At 46.3% G+C, this 24,358-nt stretch carries 15 protein-coding genes, 1 tRNA gene and 1 riboswitch; of the genes, 9 read left to right on the top strand and 7 right to left on the bottom strand.

What is annotated here, in order from left to right:
• Nucleotides 1-79 precede the first annotated feature (79 nt).
• The gene (locus RF007C_RS04225; protein ID WP_037297546.1) at nt 80-2,785 is read left to right on the top strand and encodes a glycoside hydrolase family 9 protein; all 2,706 of its coding nucleotides are present in this window, start codon (nt 80-82) and stop codon (nt 2,783-2,785) included.
• Nucleotides 2,786-2,823: 38 nt separating this feature from the next.
• Here RF007C_RS04225 and RF007C_RS04230 read toward each other — a convergent pair whose 3' ends face one another.
• Nucleotides 2,824-3,279, bottom strand: a complete 456-nt coding sequence (locus RF007C_RS04230) for a GNAT family N-acetyltransferase (RefSeq protein WP_082316688.1) — start codon at nt 3,277-3,279, stop codon at nt 2,824-2,826.
• 202 nt (nt 3,280-3,481) lie between these two features.
• Between RF007C_RS04230 and RF007C_RS04235 the strand changes: the two genes are divergently transcribed.
• Nucleotides 3,482-4,108, top strand: a complete 627-nt coding sequence (locus RF007C_RS04235; RefSeq protein WP_037297549.1) for a hypothetical protein — start codon at nt 3,482-3,484, stop codon at nt 4,106-4,108.
• Nucleotides 4,109-4,149: 41 nt separating this feature from the next.
• Here RF007C_RS04235 and RF007C_RS04240 read toward each other — a convergent pair whose 3' ends face one another.
• Nucleotides 4,150-4,941, bottom strand: a complete 792-nt coding sequence (locus tag RF007C_RS04240; RefSeq protein ID WP_242836268.1) for an NUDIX hydrolase — start codon at nt 4,939-4,941, stop codon at nt 4,150-4,152.
• Between the two features lie 204 nt (nt 4,942-5,145).
• On the opposite strand from RF007C_RS04240, the gene RF007C_RS16305 reads away from it, so the two are divergent.
• Nucleotides 5,146-8,307: a hypothetical protein gene (locus RF007C_RS16305; protein WP_051456507.1), complete on the top strand. Its 3,162-nt coding sequence runs from the start codon at nt 5,146-5,148 to the stop codon at nt 8,305-8,307.
• A gap of 56 nt (nt 8,308-8,363) precedes the next feature.
• Here the strand turns inward: RF007C_RS16305 and RF007C_RS04250 are convergent, their stop codons facing one another.
• Together RF007C_RS04250 and RF007C_RS04255 are read right to left on the bottom strand one after the other, a co-directional pair.
• Nucleotides 8,364-10,154, bottom strand: a complete 1,791-nt coding sequence (locus tag RF007C_RS04250) for an ABC-F family ATP-binding cassette domain-containing protein (RefSeq protein ID WP_037297553.1) — start codon at nt 10,152-10,154, stop codon at nt 8,364-8,366.
• Nucleotides 10,155-10,249: 95 nt separating this feature from the next.
• Nucleotides 10,250-10,326: transfer RNA gene (locus RF007C_RS04255), tRNA-Arg, on the bottom strand.
• A 229-nt stretch (nt 10,327-10,555) separates the two neighbouring features.
• Nucleotides 10,556-10,631, top strand: a riboswitch (adenosylcobalamin-variant (AdoCbl-variant) riboswitch).
• Between the two features lie 142 nt (nt 10,632-10,773).
• Here RF007C_RS04255 and RF007C_RS04260 point away from each other — a divergent pair.
• The 6 genes from RF007C_RS04260 to RF007C_RS04285 are packed head-to-tail and all read left to right on the top strand — an operon-like array spanning nt 10,774 to nt 17,130.
• Nucleotides 10,774-11,697: a hypothetical protein gene (locus tag RF007C_RS04260; protein WP_037297555.1), complete on the top strand. Its 924-nt coding sequence runs from the start codon at nt 10,774-10,776 to the stop codon at nt 11,695-11,697.
• Nucleotides 11,687-13,531 carry a DUF4430 domain-containing protein gene (locus RF007C_RS04265; protein ID WP_037297557.1) on the top strand — a complete coding sequence of 615 codons (1,845 nt, stop codon included), beginning with the start codon at nt 11,687-11,689 and terminating at the stop codon, nt 13,529-13,531. The genes RF007C_RS04260 and RF007C_RS04265 overlap by 11 nt, the downstream gene beginning before the upstream one ends.
• Complete coding sequence (locus RF007C_RS04270; protein WP_037297559.1) at nt 13,528-14,406, top strand: energy-coupling factor transporter transmembrane component T; 879 nt, start codon at nt 13,528-13,530, stop codon at nt 14,404-14,406. The genes RF007C_RS04265 and RF007C_RS04270 overlap by 4 nt, the downstream gene beginning before the upstream one ends.
• Complete coding sequence (locus RF007C_RS04275; RefSeq protein ID WP_037297561.1) at nt 14,379-16,007, top strand: ABC transporter ATP-binding protein; 1,629 nt, start codon at nt 14,379-14,381, stop codon at nt 16,005-16,007. Before RF007C_RS04270 ends, RF007C_RS04275 begins: the two co-directional genes overlap by 28 nt.
• Nucleotides 15,991-16,698 carry an ECF transporter S component gene (locus RF007C_RS04280; RefSeq protein ID WP_242836269.1) on the top strand — a complete coding sequence of 236 codons (708 nt, stop codon included), beginning with the start codon at nt 15,991-15,993 and terminating at the stop codon, nt 16,696-16,698. The genes RF007C_RS04275 and RF007C_RS04280 overlap by 17 nt, the downstream gene beginning before the upstream one ends.
• Before the next feature lie 27 nt (nt 16,699-16,725).
• Nucleotides 16,726-17,130: an HIT family protein gene (locus tag RF007C_RS04285; RefSeq protein WP_037297563.1), complete on the top strand. Its 405-nt coding sequence runs from the start codon at nt 16,726-16,728 to the stop codon at nt 17,128-17,130.
• A gap of 186 nt (nt 17,131-17,316) precedes the next feature.
• Here the strand turns inward: RF007C_RS04285 and RF007C_RS16310 are convergent, their stop codons facing one another.
• From RF007C_RS16310 to RF007C_RS04300, 3 genes are all read right to left on the bottom strand, one after another.
• Nucleotides 17,317-20,190 carry an endo-1,4-beta-xylanase gene (locus RF007C_RS16310; RefSeq protein WP_051456509.1) on the bottom strand — a complete coding sequence of 958 codons (2,874 nt, stop codon included), beginning with the start codon at nt 20,188-20,190 and terminating at the stop codon, nt 17,317-17,319.
• A gap of 518 nt (nt 20,191-20,708) precedes the next feature.
• On the bottom strand, nt 20,709-23,135 hold the full coding sequence (locus RF007C_RS04295; protein WP_037297565.1) for a dockerin type I repeat-containing protein: 2,427 nt from the start codon (nt 23,133-23,135) through the stop codon (nt 20,709-20,711).
• 331 nt (nt 23,136-23,466) lie between these two features.
• A complete protein-coding gene (locus tag RF007C_RS04300; protein ID WP_037297581.1) occupies nt 23,467-24,195 on the bottom strand; it encodes a histidine phosphatase family protein in 729 nt (242 codons plus the stop codon).
• Nucleotides 24,196-24,358 lie beyond the last annotated feature (163 nt).

A 24,358-nucleotide genomic window follows, 5' to 3' on the forward strand; every position in this document is an offset into this window, starting at 1 on the left:
TTTCTCATCACTTTACACTGCATGAAAAAAGTATTAAAGTATTAAGTGAAAAAATTACATGAATACGGAGGTCTTTTGTATGAGGAAGAAAGACATACTCTCACACAGGCTCCTGTCTGCAGTTGCCGCAGCCGCAGTCGCTGCCGGTGCTTTTCTGCCATTGGTCAGTGTATCGCCTTCTGTAACGGCTTATGCGGGACAGCAGCTGGGACAGACAGACTTCAATGAAGGTGTCGGACTGCCGTGGCATATCGTTGAATCCGCTCCGGGCGAGATGGATTTCGACATCAGCGGCGGAGTTTATTCGGTAACTATCGTCAATACTGGCGGTGCTTCCGAGGGCGGTCAGGATCGCTGGGACTGTCAGTTCAGACACAGAGGTCTGAAAATAGTTGCAGGTCACAAATACAAGGTATCCTACGAGATAACTGCTTCCGAAAGCGGAAAATACTACACAAAGATAGGAAATCTGGACGGAAAGGTCGAGGTATGGCATAATAATATGGAGGACAACGGTTCCAACCTCGATTCCACATGGGAGCGCCTTCAGATAAACAAGAACGAGACCAAGAAGGAGGAGCACACCTTCACTGCCGACAAGACAGTAGACGTTGCGGAATGGGCTTTCCACCTCGGAGGCGACGGTCAGTACACTCCCGACAAGTGCTTCCCCGCCGGTACGGTCATAACCTTCGATAATATGTCTCTCATCGATCTTACCAGCGACGAGAACGATTATCCCGAGCAGGAAAAATGGCAGAGAGCCGAGATTCTCACCAATCAGGTAGGCTATTTCACAAACAGAGCGAAAAGAGCCACTCTCCTCTCCGACTCATCAAAACCAGTTGAATTCAGACTCAGGGATCAGTCAGGCAAGACCGTTTTTGACGGCAAGACAGTCCCCTTCGGACATGATTCCGACTCTGACGACGATGTACATATAATCGACTTCTCGGACTTTGACAAAGAGGGCTCATATACTCTCGAAGCCGACGGCGGAGCAGAGAGCCGTGAATTCACTATCGGCGGTTCGTCTGTATACTCTTCCCTGCTTTATGACTCACTGAACTACTTCTACCAGAACAGAAGCGGTATTGAGATAGAGGAAGGCCTCATATCCTCAGGAGACGCCAAGTCCCTTGCCCGTGCGTCAGGCCATACCAAGGACACAGCCGAGATCGAACAGACCTGGGGGTACAGCGGCAGCAGCGGCTCCATAGACGTCACAGGCGGCTGGTATGACGCAGGCGATCATGGAAAATACGTAGTAAACGGAGGTCTTTCCCTCTGGCTGATGCAGAACCAGTACGAGACCGCTGTGAAATACGGCTTTGAAAAAGCCTATGCCGACGGTACAATGCTCATTCCCGAAAATTCCAACGGCTGCCCCGATCTTCTCGACGAAGCCCGCTGGGAAATGGAATGGATGCTGAAAATGATCGTCGATAAGGGCGAATACAAGGGCATGGCTTATCACAAGGCTCACGACGAAAAATGGACAGCTCTCGGCATTGCTCCTGCCGACGACGTTATGAAGCGTATTGTTAAACCGCCTACTACTGCGGCTACGCTCAATCTGGCAGCCTGCGGCGCTCAGGCAGCAAGACTCTGGAAGGACTATGACAAGGCCTTCGCAGATCAGTGCCTTGAAGCTGCTGAAAATGCCTATGCAGCCGCAAAGGCGCACCCCGATATGTTCGCTCCTCTCGATGAGTCAATCGGCGGCGGAGCCTACGGCGACAATAACGTTGAGGACGAGTTCTGCTGGGCAGCTCTCGAGCTTTACATAACCACAGACAACGGGAATTATTTCGATGAGGCTGCCGAAAGCAAGTTTTTCCTCGACATACCCAAGTCTCTCGGCGGCGGTGAAAGCGTTGACAGCGCAGGAAGCTTCGACTGGGGAAATACAGGCGCACTGGCTACGCTCAGCGCTGCCCTCAATCCTGACAGGTTCGACAAGGATGACGTCGAGATAATAAAAGAGTCTGTAGTATCAGCTTCGGATCACTACATCTCCATGGAAAAGAACCAGGGCTACGGTCTCCCATACGGTCAGAGCACTCTCAGCTATAATGACAGCGACAAGGGCTACCTCTGGGGCTCCAACTCCTTTGTTACAGACAATTCCATAATACTTGCCTATGCTTACCTCCTCACAGGCGAAGATCAGTATCTTGACGGCGCTATCGGCGGTATGGACTACATACTCGGAAGAAACGCCATGGATTACTCCTATGTCACAGGCTACGGAACACATCCCATACAGTATCCCCATCACCGCTTCTGGGCTTTCCAGATAGATGAGAGCTTCCCTATGGCTCCCAGCGGAGTTATGTGCGGAGGTCCTAACTCGGGTATGCAGGATCCATGGGTACAAGGTTCGGGCTGGAAAAAGGGAGAGATACCGCCTCAGAAATGCTACCTTGACAATATCGAGGCCTGGTCAGTAAACGAGTGTACCATCAACTGGAACGGCTCGCTGGCATGGCTCTCGGGCTTTGTTGCTCAGGAAGCAAGTGACGAGGGTATAAGCATAACTCACCACAGCAGCAGCAAAAAGTCCGACGACACTGAAAAGACATCCGCTTCAAAGCCCCAAAAGGACAAGAGCGACAAAACAACATCAAAGGCAGAGAAGCCGAAGAATGACAAGGAAACAGAGGAGAAACGCTCCGACGGACTGGGCAGGCTTGCGGTCATATGCGGTGCAGCAGTTATAGGTCTTATCTCACTTGAACTCTTTATATACAAAATGGCAAAGCTGAGAAAGAATAACAAATAAAATAAAAAGGACGCTTCAATGCGTCCTTTTTTAATATCTCAGAGTACCATAACATATATCTGACACGGATTAGCCTCGTCCCAGAAGGTCGGAAAGACCTCAAACTCCTTGAAACCGCAGCTGATATAGAACAGATTTGTCCTGTCGTATTCTTCGTATTTTCCCATCTGAACAGTTTTGACCTGCATAAAGGAATAGCCTGCCGACTTCGCGGCTTCCACAGCTTTTTCCACAAGCTGACGTCCTATGCCCTCGCGGTGATATTCCTTCAATACGCCCATGACAGCAAGCTCCACCGTATCCCTGCCTGTCTCTTTAAGGCATAGAAATCCGATATATTCTCCGTTTTCCTCAGCAGCAAAAAGCGGCATATCAGCACTGCCGTCAATATATTGCTCCCTTGACTCCTCCACCTCGAACCATTCTGTCAGAGCTTCAAGTATTTTACGTGAGATGACTTTTTTCTCATTTTTATCAAATATCTCTGTTATCATAATTTTTCCTTTCATAAACAATTGCTTTTGCAGGAATTATATCACCTTTTTTTCCTAAAGTCAATATTCTTATGCTGTTATACCCGCCTTTCATGCATCAATTTTCATTATATTATCACATTGACAGGCAGTCTATGACTTGACTTTTTACGACTTTCGTAGTATAATGTTTTATATCTATTTTTTAGGAGCGTGTTATTACATGAGTAAAGGAAACGGCTTTTTCAGTAATCTGAAAAAATCCACAAAGATTACCCTCGTGTCTTGCGGCTGTTTCATTGCACTTACGGCACTTATTCTGTTATTCTTCGTATTCTTCCCGATAACTCCCTCTGAAAAGGTGATCTCAAGTATCGGACGCGAAAGCATATACAAGCAGTCCGACAGCGTTACCACTACTGTTCAGGTCACCACAACTGTCAATGATGATATTGTTGTCGCAAAGGGTAAGCATACAACCACAACTGCTGTCAGAACGACAAGCAAGAAATACACAACCCACAAGCTCACATCAGGTGCGGGCTTCTATACAGGCCAGAAGATACCTTCAGGCGACTATCCCAACGAGTTTTACTACTCCCCCACTACTACAACTGTAGCTGAGGGCGGCTACACCGGAACCGGCGAAGCAGTTACCAATCCCGGCGGCGGTGTTGTTCCTCCCGAGGGCGGTACAGGCACAGGCACTGAAACTCCTGTTGTTCCTCCTGAGGGCGGCGCAGGTACAGGCAGTGATACTCCTGCTCCTGTTGAAGGCGGCGCAGGTTCAGGCGGAGACGCTTCTGCTCCTGTTGAAGGCGGCGGCGCAGCTGCTGCACCGGCAGAATAATAAAGATCAAGGCTTCCGGAGAGATCCGGAAGCCTTTTTTATCAGAAGACCGCTTTTTTTATCATGTCGAGCTCATCAAGAGATATACAGTTCGGTATATCCTCGTACTTCATCACCGAAAGAAGCTCGTCTATCTCTGCCCAGCACACCTCGGAAACCTCCGAGGACTGAAGGGTAAGATCTTCTATATTTATGTTTTCACGACATATATACACCGCCACAAGCTCGTTATCTTCAATATCATCCTTGGTATAGCAGGCCTTTTTCAGTCCTATAAACTCTAGCTGGCTGCGGTCTATCTTCAGGCCGAGCTCTTCGCGTACCTCCTTAAGAGCGGTATGCCTGAACTCCTCTCCCTGTGTCACATGACCGGCTGCCGATACATCATAGCAGTCGGGATTTATGTCCTTTTCATGAGCACGCTTCTGAAGGAGCACAAAAACTCCCATATCGCGGCGCTTGATCATCCATATATGTACCGTTGGGTGAAGCTCGCCGTCCCTGTGCACGAGGGTACGCGGCTTGCTTTCAGCTGTTATCCTCGTCTTGTCATCAATAAGATTGAGGAACTCATCCACTATGAACTCAACGGTCATATCGCTGTTTTCCTCCGCTGCCTCAGTAAATACAGCCTTTATATCATCAATAGTGCAGTTCTCTGTATCCTCATCGGAAATATATATCCTGTAGGAAGCTGATCCTCCTTTATCCGCAATAGCACCTGCAAGGGTGAATCTGTCGCTTATCCCAGGAACTCCCATTTTCTTCGAAACCTCTTCGTAAAGCAGCTTTTCAGAAGAAAGCCTGCTCAGGTAAATTTCAATATCTTCCATAGCACTCTCCATAGATCTCGTTTTTCCCTTATCCGCCTTCATCTTCAGAATTCAGCGCCTTACATTATATACCTACCGCCGCGAAAAGTCAAGTCATTTTTTCTAAATAAAGAGATTTGTTCTTTATTAACAAATTAATGATTGACTTTGTGAAAATAAAGTGCTATATTATAAGTATAAAAACATGATAAGGAGGGGTTTACTATGAAAACAAGTAAATTCATGGCAGCACTGACTTCTGTCGTGCTCGCCGCAGCAAACACAGCAACTTTTCAACCATTCCTATCTGCTACAGCAGCAGGCGAAAGCACCGCAGCAGCTGCTGAAGAAGCAAAAGGAAACTGCACGGCAAAAATCTCCGTTGTGGACATGGATACAGGCAAAAGCATTGAAGGTATCAATGTCACTCTTGAGTACAATCCTAACGGTTCGGGTAAAATTCTCGGTGAATGGAACACAGACGATGAACCCGTAAAGGAATTCACAGGTCTTTATGCAAAATCTGACTATGGTATTACTCTAAAGAATATTCCCTCAGATTATTACATTCCCGAGTGGAACTTTTTCTCTGTTGGTAATGACGGAGAAACAGAGGATGTTGTCCTGAGAGCAGTAAAAAAAGATGCCGCTCTGAACGTTCAATTTGTTACAGAGGACTGGTCAAAAGCCGTTCCTTCAGAGAATAATAGCTTCCTTGAGGGCATCACACCTTACGATGGTATGTATTCCGTATTTGTATACGACGAGAACGGAAAATATTTTACAAGAGATTCTTTTTGCGGCAACAGCAGTATGCATCTTCCAGAAGGAAAATACACTTTAGAAGTGAAATCTGAAAAGAAGGATTATGAGATCATAACCACTGACTTTGATATCGCAGGGACTGCCTCGGAGATATTCAGTGATATCGTCTTCCCCGATAAGGATAAGAGGTTGGAGCTTGATGTCAAGAACATCAATACCGAAACAAAAGTAGAGCTTTTCTTCCGTCTTGATGAGGCTGTATCTTCTATACCCGATAACAACTGCAAGCTTAAGGTCTCTGTTGTGGATGTAGATACAGGCGAGCCTGTCAAGGGTATAAAGGCTAAACTTATACAGAACCCCAATGCAACAGGCAAAAAAGTTGCAGAGTGGGATACTGCCGATGAGCCAGTAAAGGCCTTTGATAACCTTTATCCGAAGATTTATTACAATGTTCAGCTCAATAATATCCCTGACGATTATACCATCGACAGGAACAACTACTTCAACTTCAATAAGAATGGCGATCAAATGGAGCTTTATATAAGAGCTGTCCCCAAGGACAAAAAGCCCAATGTCAATATCGCTGTTTATGACTGGACTGACCTTGAAGTAGATCCCGCAACTCATCTCTATGAAGGCTATAAGATCATGGAGCCCGATGACTACGACCTTATAATTTATGCAGGTAAATTCGGACCTATAAACATAACCCGACAGGATATCTATCTCCCCGACGGAAAATACTATGTTCAGGCCATTGACAAAACAGGTGATTATTCTCCCGTTGACAATGAAGGCGGCAAAGCACGAGCTATACATAAGCTTTTCGGTCAGGATTTCGTTATTCCCGACGGTATCGCTATGGAAATAGAGATCAAGGACGGCTACACAGTCGGACAGCCCTGCCTGTTCTTTGAAAGGGATTCAAAGAAGAAGATCAACTGCGAACTCACTGTAAATATAGTGGATGGTCAGACAGGAAAACCCGTAAGCGCACCTGAATGTGAATTGCTGCGCGTTGCCGAAGCACTTGAAGACAACGCTGAGAATCTCTCATACGATGAACTTATCAAAGACGGCCTGTTCTATATTCCCGAAGAAAAAGACGGAACATTCACCTTCACAGGACTTGAACCCGGCGTAAAGTATGCAATACTCGGAGCTTCCGGTAATAAGAAATACAGTGGCGGAAAGCCTGTCTTCAAGACCTTCGCTGAAGACGGCGAAAAAGATGAGATAACAGTAAAGCTATATCCCTATGACTATACCGAAGGATGCTCCATGACGATATCCATACCCGATGCGGAAACAGGAAAAACAGCAGATGGTGCGGAATACAAGGTGGTTTATCTGTCGTCATTTCCCAGGGATATGCTCGGAACTGTCACCGCAAAGGATATACTGGAAAAGGGGACAGTCATCGAGAAGGGCAAGATGCCCAAGGACGCTGATTCAGTTACGGTTTCAGGCCTCAAATGCAATTCGTGGTACGCTGTTATCGCAGAATCGGGCAGCAACCGCTACGGCATGCCGAGAGCAGTTCTCGTTGTCTTTGGCGACAACGGAGATACCGAGAACGTTGTACTGAAGCTCTATCCCGCTGCTTCAGATAAGCCCTGTTCACTGAACGTTCAGATCATGGACGCTGTAACTGAGAAGCCTGCATTTGCGGAATTCAAAGTTATTCGCATACCCGATGAGCTTGCAGCCAAGGCTGATGAACTGGATATTATAACACTGGCCTCCATGGGCGTTATCTGCGGTCTCGGAGAAATATCCGATGAGAACAGCAGCGTTGAGATAAAAAATCTTGAAGCCGATGCAAAATATGCGGTATTCCTGACTAACTTTTCCAGGATGTTCAACGGTGTAAAGCCTGTTATCGTCAGCTTTGATGAGGCAGAACAGACAAAGGACGTTACTATCAAGCTCTATCCATTCAATTACAATGATTGCTCTGCAAGTATAGACGCAGTTGATATATTCAAGAAGGAACGTGTTACAAATCTGGAGATACGCCTTTACAGGTTGTCAGAGGATATGGGACTTTCCCCTGACAGAGCAGAGATATTTGAAAAAGGTACGCTCGTCAAGTCGTTCAGACCTTCGGAAGATACCGTAGGAGTATTCCTTGATCTTGAGCCCTATGCAAGGTATGCTGCCGTTGTGGACAGTTACAGTATAGCTTATAATTGTCCCGCTCCTGAGATATTCAGCTTCAGCGGCTCGGAGAAGACCAAGCATATAACCATTGAAATGGTACGTAACGGCTATACTACCAACTACGGCGATGCAAACTGCGATAACGTGAAGGATCTTTCAGATGCTATACTCATCATGCAGGCTCTTGCAAATCCCAACAAGTATGGCATAAACGGAACCGATCCCGGCCATATAACCAAGGTTGGCGCAAAGAACTCAGATGTTACAGGCAACGACGGCATGACTCCCGAGGACGCTCTGGCTATCCAGAAATACCTCATTGGTCTTATCCGTGTCCTTCCCGAACCGACTCCCGGAAATGATTTCCCTAAAGGTGAAAAAATATCTGATGTTATAAATGTACTCCCCGATCCCGAATATACATTATCAGATAAAAACGGTGAAAAGATAAAATAAAGGATCAATTGCATATAACGAAAGCCCGCAGAGGATAAACCATCTGCGGGCATATTTTATACTGTTTCGCCTTTTTCTATGCGTTCTGCAAGATCGTTAAGGTAGACCCAACGCTCCATTTTTTCGGACAGCTGCTGTTCAAGGCTATCCTTTTTATCCGAAAGTTCTTGTAACTTAACATAATCTGATGAATTGGCGGCTATCTCCTTCTCGATATCAGCAATGGACTGCTCGAGCTGAGCAATATCATCGTCTATAGTTTCATACTCTCGCTGCTCCTTGAATGAAAAACGCAGCTTCGTCTTGCCTGTATATACTCTCTCCTTCTTGACAGCCTTCTTCGCTGCCTTTTCGGGCTCTGTCCTGTTCTGCGCGGACTTTTCCGCATAATCGGAATAATTTCCCATATATCTTATGCACTGTCCGTCCCTGAACTCGAATATCTCATCTGCCATCTTGTCAAGGAAGTACCTGTCATGGGAAACTGCAATAACTGCACCGCGGAAGTCCTCAAGGTAATCCTCAAGTATGGTAAGAGTAGCAATGTCCAGGTCGTTGGTAGGCTCGTCCAGAAGCAGTATATTCGGTGCCGTCATAAGTATTTTCAGCAGATACAGCCTCTTTCTCTCACCGCCCGAGAGCTTCTCTATCCTGTTCCACTGAAGCTCGGGAGTAAAAAGGAACCTCTCCAGCATCTGTGCCGCTGAAACCGTACCGTCGGGAGTCTGCACCCTTTCGGCAGTCTCCTTTATGTAGTCGATAACTCTCTGTCCAGGATCCATCGACTCACATTCCTGCGAGAAATAGCTTATATTTACCGTATCTCCAAGCACTATCCTGCCCGAATCGGGAGACGTTTCTCCCATTATCATTTCAAGGAAGGTGCTCTTTCCTGCGCCGTTATGTCCGACTATGCCTATCCTTGCATCACGGGACACGACATACGAAAAGCCGCTGATGAGCTGCTTTCCGTCTATGGATTTGCTGATATCCTCTATCTCTATAGTCTTTTTGCCGAGACGCGAAGACACAGACTGTAATTTAAGCTTTTCTGCTTCAACGGGTATCTCTCTGTCCCTGAGAGCTTCAAATCGCTCTATTCTGTCCTTTGACTTGGTACCTCTTGCACGGGCTCCCCTGCTGATCCACTCAAGTTCACGGCGATAAACAGACCTGTTTCTGCGCTCGGCGGCAGCCTCGTCTATCTCACGCTGAGCCTTAACGGCAAGATAATCGCTGTAATTGCCCTCATTGACATACAGGCTGCCCATGTCCACCTCTGCTATCCTTCCGCATATCTTATTGAGGAAGTATCTGTCATGAGTTACCATTACAATGGCGCCGCGGTACTTCATAAGCAGATCTTCAAGAAGCTGTGCTGTCTCATTGTCGATATGGTTCGTAGGCTCGTCAAGAAGAAGTACATCACTGGGCTGAACCAGTGCTGCGGCAATTCCCGCACGGCGCTTCTCGCCTCCCGAAAGAGTGCTTATATCTCTTTCATAGTCTGTTACTCCGAGCTTTGCAAGAATGGACTTTGCCTCGTATTCCTTTGCTTCCTTCAGATCGTCCGGAAGATGTGCGAGCACCTGTGAAAGTATACTGCCTCTTTCGTCAAATTCGGGTATCTGCGGAAGATAGGATATTCTTATGCCTCCTGTTCTGATGATCTCGCCGCTGTCGGGACGCTCCGCACCTGCAAGTATCCTCAGCAGAGTTGACTTGCCCGTTCCGTTTATTCCGATTATACCGACCTTGTCCCCTTCATTGAGATAGAAGGACACATTGTCGAGAACCTTTCTTTCCATGTAAGTCTTGGATATATTCTGAGCTGTAAGCAGGATCAACTATCAATCACTCCCCGGCATAAATATAAATATGCTGATAAAAACTAACGCCCCACTTTAAGTGAGGCGCAAAAATACAGCGGGTACTTCCCGCCTGGCGTCCCAAAGAGGAGTCGAACCTCCGGCCTACTGCTTAGGAGGCAGTCGCTCTATCCTACTGAGCTATTGGGACACATTACAAAATATATTTTACCACATATTTCTCCTCATTGCAAGACTTGAAATATAATTTTATTATTTTACATAATACCGTAAGGTTCATACGCATATTTTTTCATAGATTTTAACATCCCGCAGCCCTGCTCGGAAGTGAGGGATACTTCTTCATATCTTCTTTTCTGTAACCTTTTTTTAACTTGACACTGTATATGCCCTGTGCTATAATGTACTTGTAAAATTGCAGTCTGAAACTGAGGGAAGCACGGTGAAAATCCGTCACAGCAGTCACTACCGTAAAGTCGGATCGCTCGTCAGACAATGCAGGTGATAAACGTTTTCGGGCAGTGGAGAACGTATGCCGACGATAGCTTCGTATTTTCCGAAGCCGTTTTGCTGCGCTTTTCTGCACTGCGGAAAAGCTTTTTTGTTGCCTGCAATCTAACAAAAAGGAGTAGGTTATATGAAAAAATCAATCGCTATGGCAGCTGCTATGCTCATTTCCTTCTCAGCAGTCTGTATGAACGCATCCGCAGAGGATACTCAGGTCTATGTTACAATATCCGATGATGCAAAGAAGCTTGTGCTTGCTCAGGAACCCATAAGTGTTACCGATATTGACAACGACGGCAAGCTCACCATCAATGACGCTCTTTATACTACCCATGAGAATAAATTCGAGGGCGGCGCCGCAGCAGGCTATAAGACCATCGAGAAAGAATTCGGTCCTATGATCGATAAGCTCTGGGGCATCGAAAACGGCGGCAGCTACGGCTATTACGTAAACGACAAGTACTCTGGCGGTCTCTTAGATGAGATCAAGGACGGAGACGTTCTTGAAGCTTTTGTATACCCCGATCCAAAGGATTACAACTATTTCTACAGCTTCTTCGATGCAAAGAAAGGCGAGGACACCGAACCAAATAAGGAAGTTACTCTTACGCTCTCCTATTACACCTTCAATCCCGATTACTCACTGAAAACAAATCTCCTTGAAGGCGCAAAGCTCACAGTAAACGGCAAGGAGACCGACGCTGTTACCGACGCTGAGGGCAAGGCAACACTTACTCTCACCGAGCCCGGAAAGAACGTTATCAGCGCTGTATCAGACAATGTAAATATAGTTCCTCCTACATACGTTATCAACGTAAACGGCGAGATTGAGACAACAACCACAACAACTACCACCACATCTGCTGTATCAACTACTTCCACTACTGCCGCAGCTTCAACCACTGCTTCGGCAAAGAGCAATGTAAAGGCTACCACAACAGCTTCTAAGGGCAATTCTCCCAAGACAGGCGATTCAGGCGCAACTGTAGCCGTATTCGCACTGGGTGCTGCTGTTGCAGTTTCCTTCGCTCTCAGACGCAGAAATGAGGAATAAGGTACTCTCAGGACTTCTGTGCGTACTGCTGACATTTTTACTTACGCCGTGCCTTGTCCCTTTTAAGGCGGCGTGCCGAGACTATACCGTCGATGAGGTCAATGACCTTATCGGCGGTATAGTTGATTATAAGCTAAGTCAGGCAGGTGCAGGAAGCGTAGAAGAATGGCTCAGCGGCGAAATTGCTGCAGGTGCAGGTTCCACAACCGACTGGTACGCTATCACTCTCAGTCAGTGCGGATATACTGATATGTCTGCCTATGAGCACTCCCTGCTGAACTATCTCGGCAGCAACAATGTACTCAATGCATCCACAAGAGAAAAATATGCTCTTGCTCTCTGTGCCGCAGGCAGCAGAAACAGCTATATCTCAGATATACTGGACGGCTCAATAGGTCAGCAGGGCATGATGAGCTGGATATACGGCCTGCATATCCTCAACAACGGATATACCTGCTCGAAGTATACCGCGGACGGTGTAGTTGATACCTTGCTTTCAATGCAGTACGACGACGGTGGATGGGCTCTTTTCGGTGACTACGGCGACATAGACGTAACGGCAATGACAGTTCAGGCTCTGGCTCCGTATTACAGCCAGAGAGGCGATGTGGAAAACTCCGTGGACAGAGCTCTCAACTTTCTTTCCGAGAGACAAAAGGAGGACGGCGGCTATGAAAGCTTCGGCAATCCCAATCCCGAAAGTGCATCTCAGGTACTTGTCGCAGTCTCTGCACTAGGTATAGACTGCCGTTACGATGACAGGTTCATAAAGGACGGCAATAACCTTATAGACGGTATCACATTATACAGACTTGATGACGGAAGCTTCTCACATATCCGCGGAGGAAGTTCAAACCCAACTGCCACGATACAGGCTTATTACTCACTTGTAGCATTCAGGCGCATGACCGAGGGCAGGTCTCCCCTGCTTATCCTCGATAACAGGCAGCCTCTGGAAACACCTCAGCAGGGCCATGAAGCCGTTAATCAGGGCGGCTCCAATAACAGCGGGAACACTGTCACTTCTGCTGCAAGCCTGGTGACAACTGCCGCTTCTTCTGCTGTCACGGGAAAGAGCACCACCTCAAGGACAACCGCTCTGACCACTGTTTCAAAGCGCTCTCAAGGTACATCTGCCGCCACGGTCACTTCATTGACTATAGCTACATCGGCAACGGCCACAGTTCTTTATAAAACAGACGGCGAAAATGATACGTCGGAAACCTCCCGCGGCGGCTACAAGCCCGCTGCTGTACTCATAATAATCGGTTCTGCGGCCGTTTTAGCTCTAATACTGTTTATACTTGGCAAGCGCAGCTATAAGAATTTCATATTCCTTGGAATTGCTGCGGGAGCTGTAATAGCTGTTGTACTTCTGACGGATATAAAGTCCACCGAAGAGTATTACAGCGGTGAAAAAAAGCGCAAGGAGAATGCCATAGGCTCCGTCACTATGGAAATACGCTGCGATACTATCGCAGGCAAGTCCGACTCGGAGCATATCCCTGCCGACGGCGTTATTCTTCCGCCTGTTGCTTTTGATATCGAGGTCGGAGATACTGTATTTGACATACTTACGGAAGCTGCCCAGACCTACGGCATACAGATTGAAAACAAAGGCAGTGCAGGCAGTGCTCACGGAATGGTCTACATTTCTGGAATAAACTACATCTACGAATTCGATTTCGGCGACCTTTCGGGCTGGGTATACCATGTGAACGGCATTACTCCCTCAAAGAGCTGCGGCGAGTATGAGCTTTCGGACGGTGACAGGATAGAATGGCTCTACACCTGTGAAATAGGTCACGATCTTAACGAGGTATATGAAGAATGAGAAGCTTTTCCGAATACAATCCCATAGTCACTGCGATATGGTTTTTCTGTGTAACAGGTATAGCCATGTTCTGCAATTATCCCGTGCTCATGCTCATATCCCTTGCAGGAGCCATTGTTTTCTTTATAATGCGCAATGGTCTGTCCCACGGCAAGACCCACCTTTTTTTCTGGATACTCTTTGCCGTACTTGCTCTGGCAAATCCACTTGTATCACATAACGGCAAGACCGTACTGTTTGTGATGAACCACAATCCCGTTACTCTTGAAGCTACGCTCTACGGCCTCAATTCGGCAGTTATGATAATCGGCGTGCTCTACTGGTTCCGCTCCTTCACGCAGATAATGACAAGCGAGAAGCTACTGTACATCACGGGAGCACTTTCTCCAAAGCTGTCTCTGATTCTTTCGATGGCACTGAGGTATGTGCCGCTTTTCAGCAGACAGTCCGCAAAGATAAGCTCCGCGCAGAAAGCCATGGGGCTCTTCTCCGATGACAATATAATCGATGATTTAAAAGGAAAATCAAGGATATTTTCCATAATGGTCACCTGGGCTCTGGAAAACGGGATAATCACCGCTGACAGCATGGAAGCAAGAGGCTACGGCACAGGCAGACGCAGTCAGATGAGAAGATTCGGTTTCAGAGGAGCGGATATTGCTCTCCTGATCGCTTCACTGTTACTTTTCGGCATTACTGCTGCCGCAGTGGGAACGGATTCGCTCAGCTTTGAGTTTTATCCCGCGTTAAACGCAGGCGCTCCCGATACTCTCGGAATACTCGGTATAATTTCCTATGGTCTGCTCATAATCCTTCCCATGATAATAGAAACGGAGGTGAACCTCAGATGGAAATACTTGCGGTCAGGGATCTGAGCTTCACTTATCCTCAGTGCAGCTCAGCTGCCGTGAAAAATGTATCATTCACTCTTGAGCGCGGCGACTTCGCCGTGCTCTGCGGTGCTACGGGAAGCGGCAAATCTACCTTTCTGCGTATGCTCAAACGTGAGTTGACACCCCTTGGAGAAAAAAAAGGCAGTATTATATTCTGCGGCACGGAACTGTCTCAGCTCAGTGACAGGAAGGCTGCCTCGGAAGTTGGCTTCGTCATGCAGAATCCGGAACAGCAGATAGTCACCGATAAGGTGTGGCATGAGCTTGCTTTCGGTCTTGAGAATATGGGAACACCCCCTGACGAGATCAGCAGACGTATTGCGGAAATGGCAAGCTATTTCGGCATCGGAGACTGGTACGACAAGGATACGGCACAGCTCTCGGGCGGTCAGAAGCAGCTTCTCAATCTTGCTTCCGTACTGGTAATGCAGCCAAAGCTTCTTATTCTCGACGAGCCTACAGCTCAGCTTGATCCCATAGCAGCTGCGGACTTCATATCAACTGTCAGACGGCTGGCAGACGATTTCTCCATCACAGTCATAATGGCAGAACACCGCCTGGAAGAAGTTGTCCCCATATGCGACAGGCTTCTTGTAATGGAGCAGGGACAGCTTATAGCTTCGGCTCCTCCAGCGGAGGTCATTGCAGCTCTCAAAAGCAGGGAGGATATCCTCTGCGGAATGCCTGCAGCCTCACGCTTATATGCAAGGCTTGGCATAGGCGGGGCCTGTCCGCTGACTGTCCGTGAAGGAAGAGCCTTCATTGAAAATAATTACAGCAACAGATCTCCTCAGCTTCAGCAGGACGAATACACGCATAAAAGCAATGCTGCACTGGAGTTCGGCGACGTATACTTCCGATACGAGCGCAGCGGCAGGGATATACTCTGCGGTCTGAGTCTCAGGATATATGAAAACGAGCTTTTCTGTATACTCGGCGGAAACGGCTCGGGCAAGACCACCGCTCTTTCCGCGGCAGCAGGACTTCTCAGAGCTTACAGCGGCAGAATAAAGGTGTTCGGGAAAAAGCTGAAGGACTACAGGAACCGCTCCCTCTATAAGGAGTGTCTTGCAATGCTCCCACAGGATGTTCAGACTGTATTCCTGAAGAGTACTGTCCGTGAGGATCTGAAGGAATGCGGGGCAGATTTATCCGTGCTCCCCTACGATATATCACATCTTCTTGACAAGCATCCATACGATCTTTCGGGAGGAGAACAGCAGCTTGCAGCTCTTGCAAAGGTACTCGCTGCAAAGCCTAAGCTTCTTCTTCTGGACGAACCAACAAAAGGACTTGACGCTGCGGCGAAACAGACTATGATGACAGTACTGCGCGGTCTGAAGGAAAAAGGCGTGACTGTTGTTATTGTCACCCACGATGTGGAATTTGCGGCTGCCTGTGCTGACAGATGCGCTATGTTCTTCGGCGGAAGAATAGCCTCCGTTGGTACACCGCATGAGTTCTTTCCGCAGAACAGCTTCTACACCACAGCTGTCAGCCGCATGACAAGAGGCTTCTACGACGGTGCAGTCACCCTTGAAGACGCTGCGGAGCTTTGCCGTATCAATGGCAGAAGGGAGTGAGACTATGCTCCTTATAAAGAATAAATGCCTGAGAAGCTTCATAAGGATATTCGTTCCTTTTATACTTATACCCGTGATAACCGTTGCGGGAGCTCTCGCCTTTGACGAGAAAAAGCATATAATCATCGCCCTTGCAGTGGCTGTATCGGCTCTTCTGCTCTTTGCGGCAGGCTTTGAGAAGAAGTCCACAGGCACAAGACGCATGGTGATAGTCGCTGTAATGGTGGCTCTCAGCTTTGCAGGAAGATTCATTCCATTCTTAAAGCCCATTGCTGCACTGACCATTATAACTGCCCTTTATCTCGGCGGTGAGGCAGGCTTCCTTGTGGGAGCTCTTTCCGCTGTACTTTCAAATTTCTACTTCGGACAGGGACCGTGGACTGCCTTCCAGATGCTGGCATGGGGACTGATCGGTCTTTTCGCCGGGATACTCTCGGAAAAGCTTCTCGGAAGCCGTCCCCTGCTGCTGTTGTACGGGGCACTCACAGGCATAGCCTACTCATTCATCATGGATATATGGACAGTTCTGTGGTATAATCAGGGCTTTGACATAAAGCTCTATCTGGCGGCCCTTGTTTCCGCTGTCCCCTATACTGTATCCTACGCAGTATCAAATGTGCTGTTCCTGTTCCTGCTTGCAAAGCCCTTCGGAGAGAAGCTTTCACGTATAAAGATCAAATACGGAGTATGAGCACTCCCCTTAATGAAAGGAAAATCTATGAACGACTGTATATTCTGTAAGATCGCAGATAAGACAATCCCCTCAATGACTGTTTACGAGGACAAAAATACTCTTGTCTTCATGGACACTGCCATGGACGTTGACGGACATATTCTGGTCATCCCCAGAGTTCACGCCAAAAACATCCTTGACTGTGATGAAGAGACCCTTTCTCATCTTATGAGTACCGTAAAAAAGATATCACGGCATCTTGTGAACAGCTGCGGCTACGAGGGCGTCAATCTGCTCAATGCCAGCGGAGAAAGCGCAGGACAGTCCGTCGGTCATTTCCATATACATATTGTCCCCCGAAAAAAAGGCGACAATATTGACGCATGGCCGCATTTCAACGGAGCTGAGCATGATACTAAAGAGATGTTCCGAAAACTGGTAATAAAGTGAATAAAAGCAAAGGACGGATGAGCATCCGTCCTTTTTTGTCACAAAATACATGAATACATATAAAACGATAAAAAAATGCTCCCTATAACAACACAGGGAGCTTTTAAATAAAATCATATTAAATATCAGATCATGTTATACATCATTACAAATATATAACTGTGGAGTTGTATCAGTACATTAGTCTCACTTTGCAAGAGCCATTACTCTGTCATAAGCCGGCTTGGGCTGATAACCAGCCGAGAACAGAAGAGGATTCTGTGATGATCTCCAGCTTACGCTGTCCTGTGTACCCCAGATGGTTACAGCAGGGATCTGAGCTGAGTTCTGCATAGCGAGCTTGAAGATCTTCTCATAAAGATCAGCCTGCTCAGCAGAATTGGTGCAAGTGATGTCGAGCTCTGTGATCTGAACCTCAAGACCTGTGCTGAGGAACTTCTTGAGAGCTGTCTCATAAGTATTAGCATCGGGATAGTTTGTAGCCAGATGTGACTGCATACCGATACCGTCAATATAACCGAGCTGCTTGAGCTTCATAGCCATATTATAGATGTCGTTTGTCTTAGCAGGGATGTACTCGTTGTAATCATTGAGATAGAGCTTGCATCCTGCAGGAGCGTACTGTCTTGCGTACTTGAATGCGTTGATAACAAAGCTGTCATCACCGTAGATCTTTACCCAGTTGGAATTGTCAGCACCTCTCATTCCGCCGCCGTTGTTGAGGAAAAGCTCGTTACATACGTCGTAGGAATATACATCGAGGTTCGGATACTGTGACTTGAGAGCAGCAAATGTATTCTTTATCATGCTCTCGAGACGCTGGTTCATTATATCCTTTGATACATAAGCGCCGTTCTGAGAGAAGTTCTCACGGAAGAACCAGTCAGGAGTCTGGCTGTACCAAACGAATGTATGACCACGGAGAGCAATGCCGTTCTGCTCACAGAACTTCAGAGTCTGAGCTGCTCTTGAAAGGCTGATCTGAGTATTTACATTGTTGCCCTTCTGCTGGCAAGCCCCCTGATCGAGAATGCTTTCAGGCTTGAGCTCGTTCTCGGGAGTTATGGAGTTGTAGTGCTTCTTAAGGAAGTCTGCACCGCTGTTAAGCTCGTGAGGACTTACAGAAGTACCGATCTTGAAGTACTTGGAGAAAGCCCCCTTCAGGCTGTCGCTTGATCCTGCTGAATTATTGTTATTCTGTTGACCCTGATTCCAGTTATTCTGGTTATTCCAGTCATTGTTCTGCTGCTGTCCCTGGTTATTCCACTGATTCCAGTCGTTATTCTGCTGCTGGTTGTTCCAGTCGTTGTTCTGACCGCCCCACTGGTTCCAGTTATTGTTGTTATCCCAGCCGTTCCAGGCATTCTGCTGGTTGTTGTTCTGATTCCAGTTATTCTGGTTATTCCAGTCCCAGCCGTTGTTCTGGTTGTTATTCTGGTTATTCCACTGGTTCCAGCCGTTATTCTGCTGCTGGTTGTTCCACTGGTTCCAGCCGTTATTCTGCTGCTGGTTGTTCCACTGGTTCCAGTCATTGTTCTGCTGGTTGTTGTTCCAGTTGTTCTGATTATTCCAGTCCCAGGTGTTGTTCTGCTGCTGGTTGTTCCACTGATTGTTCTGATCCCACTGGTTCCAGTTATTGTTGTTATCCCAGCCGTTCCAAGCATTCTGCTGATTGTTGTTCTGATTCCAGTTATTCTGGTTATTCCACTGGTTCCAGTCGTTATTCTGCTGCCCCTGGTTGTTCCACTGGTTCCAGTCGTTATTCTGCTGCCCCTGGTTGTTCCACTGGTTCCAGTCATTGTTCTGCTGCTGGTTATTGTTCCAGTTATTCTGGTTGTTCCAGTCCCAGTTGTTCTGCTGATTGTTGTTCTGGTTCCAGTTGTTATTATTATCCCAGCCATTCCAAGCGTTCTGCTGGTTGTTGTTCTGGTTATTCCACTGATTCCAGTCATTATTCTGCTGACCCCAGTTGTTCCAGTCGTTGTTCTGCTGCTGACTCTGATTGTTCCACTGGTTCCAGTCATTATTCTGCTGACCCCAGTTGTTCCAGTCGTTGTTCTGCTGGCCCTGATTGTTCCACTGGTTCCAGTCATTATTCTGCTGACCCCAGTTGTTCCAGTCGTTGTTCTGCTGCTGGCCCTGATTGTTCCACTGGTTCCAGTCATTATTCTGCTGACCCCAGTTGTTCCAGTCATTGTTCTGCTGACCCTGATTGTTCCACTGGTTCCAGTCGTTATTCTGCTGTCCCCAGTTATTCCAGTCATTGTTCTGCTGCTGGTTGTTGTTCTGCTGGTTCCAGTCGTTGTTCTGCTGCTGAGCACCGTTATCGGAAGAGCCTCCCTGTGTAACGCTTACGCTCTTAACGTTAGCAGAACCGTTTGAACGGTAACCCTCGATGTTGAGTGATACCTCATAAAGTGTACCGGACATATCGAGACCTGCTGCACTCCATGCGTCAAAGTGCTTAGTTACATCGATCGTTCCCTTCATGTAGTTTGTCTGGTTGTTTGCAGAACCGCTGGTCTGACGAACGCTCCAGTACTGAGGGAATGTTGCTGTACCATCCAGTGAAGGCTGGTTGTAACGCATTGTCTTGCGAATGTCGTAAGTATTTCCGTTAGCTGTAACAGTACCCTTTACCTCGCCATCGTTTCCGGGTGGTCTCCAGTCGCCCCAACCTTCAACGATGTAATACTCCATGAGAGGATTTCTTGTCCATCCATATACGCACATATATGAATTTCCTCTTGGTGAGTACTCTACATCATAAGTAAGAACGATGTTTCCGAAAGCCTTGTAATTCTTCTTCTGGCTGTCGTAGTTCTTACCCATACGAGCGAGGAAGTTCTCGATGTTACTCCATGAACAAGTGAAAGAACCTGCACCGGGATTCATTGATGCCTGGCCCTGACCGTTCTGGTTCCACATCTCGTAATCGTAACCGCCGACGTTACCTCTGGTCTGCTGATCAGCAGCCGAAGCAACAACAGGTGCAGCTGATGCGATCATCAGTGCAGACACTGTTCCACTGAGAATCTTCTTGATTTTAGAAAGCTTCAATAAAATCACTCCTTTTGAAAATGATAAAAAGTCAAGATGATAAAACCCATCAAGCTTGCAATTCATACCTCTATTGCTCTTGACTATACCACTCTGATTATTCGGGCTTTATCAATCTGTATATTATTATATTATATCAACAAAACGTAATACAAGCCAAATATTGCGCTCGTTTTTCATTCTGACCATATGTTGCGGATTTGTATGTTCGTATTTCCCCCTAAAAATAGAGGAAAACGACCGCCTGCTGTAAATTGGTCGCAATTAACGCCGTGTATTTATACCCAAAAATTGCTTTATATAATATTGCACAATTAGATATATAGAAATTATATATCGTTTATATAGTTCGTCCTCTGAAAAGGCAGTATTAAGCGCTGTAAAGCTCAAATAGCCGTAAGTGATAAGCCCTTTTTATAATCTGTCCGATATTTCATATACACATTCGGACTCAGCACATTTTGTATACAAAAAAGTCAGCCCATATGGACTGACTTTTGGTATTTATACTTTATACATTATGTTTTCAGGCCCAGCACAAAACGTGTCAGCAGTACCAGATCATTCACCTGTAGCTTTCCGTTTTTATCCATATCCGCAAATTTATTGAACTCCTCACCGTTCTCCGATCTTAGCAGTTCTCTGCGGCATAGCGCAACATCAAGGGAATCTATTATCTTATCACCGTTAAGATCTCCGGTAACCTCCCAGGGCATAAACATTTTTACTCTGTAAGGATTGTAGTTCTCGACAGTTCCGTCTCTGTACTCTATTGTTACTTCAAATTTATCGATAACGGCACGTCCCTCAGAGCCTGAAGCATCTGCACGAATTGCAATATTGTCAAGCTTGCAGAGATGTACAGCAGTATTCAATTTCGGATTTGTCTCCCTATAAGCTTCGATATGCTTTGTGAGATCTATGGTCCCGCTGAACTTCAAAGGCTCACCACTCTCAGTTCTGTGGTCGTGCTCCCTGCTGCTGAACTGATAAACGATTTCAGCAGAGTCGATATCAGCAGATTCATCTCCACCATCGCCGCTGTAGGCAGTATCTCGGGAAATATCATACCATTTTCCGTTATCATTAATAGAAAGCACCGTCCTGGGACTATCCGTACTTTCACCGTAATCATACATTCCTTCAAGCACTATACACATCTCGTCCGCCTCATTCTCTGATACAGGTAAACTTCCGTATATGCAAATACCTGTGAGAGCATCGGCATTGTCGTCGTTCTTACTGTATTCCAGACTTCCGCTGTAATCAACGGCAATCCTTTCAACATCTGACAGATCAAGGCCGTCCTCTTCAAAGCTCATGCCTGCTTCGGCTGAACAGTATCCCTGTATATCGTCTCTCCATTTCAAGCCGAAGAAAGCCTGATCTGAAGATTCAAGCGAAAAATCATGCTTATTGAAGTAATGATAATCATAGTAAAACGGTCCGTTCGGAAAATCTGTACTTTCGATAGACAGCTCCTTCACATTCAGACTGCCCGCAAGCTTTTCAGTACCGAAGGTATATGAAGCCGAGTATACAGTTTCCGCGTCCAGTCCGTATGCTTTAAGCTCCTTCAAAGCCTTTGACAGGTCTGCCAGCGCTCCTGTATGGTGAACGGAATTATCCGTTATGTAATAGTTTTCGTCTTTCATAAGCCAGTAATCGGTATGCTTTTTTTCTTCATTTTCATTACTCGTGACAGTATATTCCACGGGATACACATACATCCTGATACGCTCCTTGTCATTGTCAAGGGCTATCTCATTGTTGACATCTCCTGCGATTATCCTTGCATCAATGCCCTTTTCAAGGTACTTATCTGTCAAATACCGAACATAAGAACCCGAGTTATTCTTTACAGAAGCAAAATATACTGTCTGTTCATTTTCTATGTCAAGCTCGAGGATATTATCAAAAGCATTTGCAATATCGTCCTTGTCACCGCAAAAAGCATATTCATAATCCTTTTTAAAGATCAGAATTGAATTAGCATCTGCTTTTACAGGGGCAGATAAAAGGCTCTTGGTAAGGCTGCTCTCTCCCTCTTTCCATGAAAAACCGAAGTCCATGTCTGTATCATCATCGACATCGTAAAGCTTGAAATCGACATTATCCGGCTCGCAGGACGAGCGGTAGGAGTAGGTATATCCGTTCTTCTCAAAGGTGCCGCCCGAAGCATATGGAGCATCTCCGGCTTCACCGGAAAGCTCTGTTATCTCGCATCTGTTGAGTATAGCAAAACCGCTGCAATTATAAGACTCAAGATTAAGAGAAAGGCTGTCCAGTGTGCCTGTTTTCTTGCCAAGCTTATTAAATGCATCCAGCTGGGCTTTTACGTTAATATTTCCTTCAAGCTCAGCATAATTGTCATTTATCTCGCAGCCTCTTCGCAGACTTACAAATCTGTCGTATGAATACGAGCCGTGAATGGAATTTTCAACATCTTTTTTGTAATATAGCTCATAGGTATTGCCGTTGGAATCAAAAATACCCAGATTTTCAAAGCCGCTGTTTTCACCTATATAGCTTGAACGGTCCGAAGCACAGTCGGTAAAGAAAAATACTGCGGGAGGATCGGTAAGGGTACCGTATGCACATACATATACGCAAGCGTCATCGCATGACTCCTCGGGCTTGTAAGCAAGTGACATATCATAGCTCACACTGTAATTATCCGAGGACGGTCTGCTGTTTATCAGTCCCTTGGAAAAAAAGCAATTATCCGCAGCATTCCATGAAGCTTCAAATCCGCCCGAACCATCGAGCTCAAATTTGAACTCGTCGTCGCTGTTCTGCATCCAGTATTCATAGTCATAGCCATCAGAGCTTATCACTCTGCTCTGTTCTGCGGAAGCTTTGAAAGGTACTGACGGTACCGCAGCAGCTAAGCACAGAATTGCTGTACTTACAGATGCTGCACGTTTGAATAGACGTAATGACATAAATACACCTCCAAATAATTATAATGACCGTCCATATACCCCTTATAAGGATTTTACACTATGCCGCTCCGAACTGCAAGTCGATTATTGCCGATTTTTCGCATTGTATGCCTTGTCCGTAAAAAAAGGCAATATCATATCACAGCAAAATGACTATCCTCACTGTGATTTTTACGATCTGTCAAAGTTTTTTGCGGTTCCCGCAAGCATAACTGCGCTGAAAAAATCCCTCCCCTTATATAGATAAACGAAAGTATTTTTAAATTATTCGGATAAAAATAAAAAATGCAATGCAAAAAAGCATTGCCCTATAAACTGTTATTTTTTAGCATCAGTCATGTCTCTGAGCAGTATTGCCGTATGTCTCGCAAAATCTTCCCGAGAAGGAAGGCGGCTCATCATTGGCATTAAGATGAGAAATATCACCGAAAGTGGTAACTCTGAAGTATGCTGTGCCTTCTCTGCGCTCCTCGGTACAAACAGTTGTTACCGATGTGGGAGCTGCCATAAATCCATGCCACAGGAGCATTGGCGAGATACCGAGAAGATGTCCGAGCATTACGCCTTCCACTCCGAAATGACAGAACAATGCGATTGTATCCTCATTAGGACGTACTGCGCTATAACAGTTTCCATTCCGTCTGTATCCGTGCTCTGCCAGCAAAGAGTCCAGACCGTTCTGAACATATGCGATACCGTTTCTCATATCTGCCTCTGCCATAACAGGAACATCATACCACTTATCCCTGTCATAGTATTCGGGAACAGCAGTCCAATCCTGCGGCAGCATATCCCATGCAATGCGCCGCTGGCCGTCAGGACCGATAATGAGATTTTTATCGAATTCACGCAGCCACTCAAGTGTTTTTGCGGTACGTCCGCATTTTCTTAAAGTATATCCGACAGTAGCCTGTGCTCTTCCAAGAGGAGAAACATAATAAGCTGCGATATTCATCGGGGCAATTCTCTCCGATAGCATTTCTGCCTCTCTGTGCCCCTTTTCGGTCAGTGAATCAATAGTATAATCAGGATCACCGTGTCTGATGATAAGCAATTTCATAATCATTTGCCTTTCTTTATAAGATATATCCATTATATCACACTCCCCTATTTTTGTCTACGTCCGAAGCCATTGATATTCTTATACTTATTTATATATCATGTTTTACTGAGTGTAAGAATTTATTTAAAGAAAGAATAAAAAAGATTTAAGAATTTTTTAA

The organism is Ruminococcus flavefaciens 007c, assembly GCF_000571935.1.
Taxonomy (GTDB): domain Bacteria; phylum Bacillota; class Clostridia; order Oscillospirales; family Ruminococcaceae; genus Ruminococcus; species Ruminococcus flavefaciens_F.

Excerpts from the sequence above, each read along its gene's own strand:
- RF007C_RS04295 (WP_037297565.1), bottom strand. The coding sequence starts at position 23,135 with ATGTCATTACGTCTATTCAAACGTGCAGCATCTGTAAGTACAGCAATT.
- RF007C_RS04270 (WP_037297559.1), top strand. The coding sequence starts at position 13,528 with ATGAGAAGCTTTTCCGAATACAATCCCATAGTCACTGCGATATGGTTT.
- RF007C_RS04300 (WP_037297581.1), bottom strand. The coding sequence starts at position 24,195 with ATGAAATTGCTTATCATCAGACACGGTGATCCTGATTATACTATTGAT.
- RF007C_RS16305 (WP_051456507.1), top strand. The coding sequence starts at position 5,146 with ATGAAAACAAGTAAATTCATGGCAGCACTGACTTCTGTCGTGCTCGCC.
- RF007C_RS04225 (WP_037297546.1), top strand. The coding sequence starts at position 80 with ATGAGGAAGAAAGACATACTCTCACACAGGCTCCTGTCTGCAGTTGCC.
- RF007C_RS04275 (WP_037297561.1), top strand. The coding sequence starts at position 14,379 with ATGGAAATACTTGCGGTCAGGGATCTGAGCTTCACTTATCCTCAGTGC.
- RF007C_RS04230 (WP_082316688.1), bottom strand. The coding sequence starts at position 3,279 with ATGATAACAGAGATATTTGATAAAAATGAGAAAAAAGTCATCTCACGT.
- RF007C_RS04265 (WP_037297557.1), top strand. The coding sequence starts at position 11,687 with ATGAGGAATAAGGTACTCTCAGGACTTCTGTGCGTACTGCTGACATTT.
- RF007C_RS04285 (WP_037297563.1), top strand. The coding sequence starts at position 16,726 with ATGAACGACTGTATATTCTGTAAGATCGCAGATAAGACAATCCCCTCA.
- RF007C_RS04260 (WP_037297555.1), top strand. The coding sequence starts at position 10,774 with ATGAAAAAATCAATCGCTATGGCAGCTGCTATGCTCATTTCCTTCTCA.
- RF007C_RS04235 (WP_037297549.1), top strand. The coding sequence starts at position 3,482 with ATGAGTAAAGGAAACGGCTTTTTCAGTAATCTGAAAAAATCCACAAAG.
- RF007C_RS04280 (WP_242836269.1), top strand. The coding sequence starts at position 15,991 with ATGGCAGAAGGGAGTGAGACTATGCTCCTTATAAAGAATAAATGCCTG.
- RF007C_RS04240 (WP_242836268.1), bottom strand. The coding sequence starts at position 4,941 with ATGGAAGATATTGAAATTTACCTGAGCAGGCTTTCTTCTGAAAAGCTG.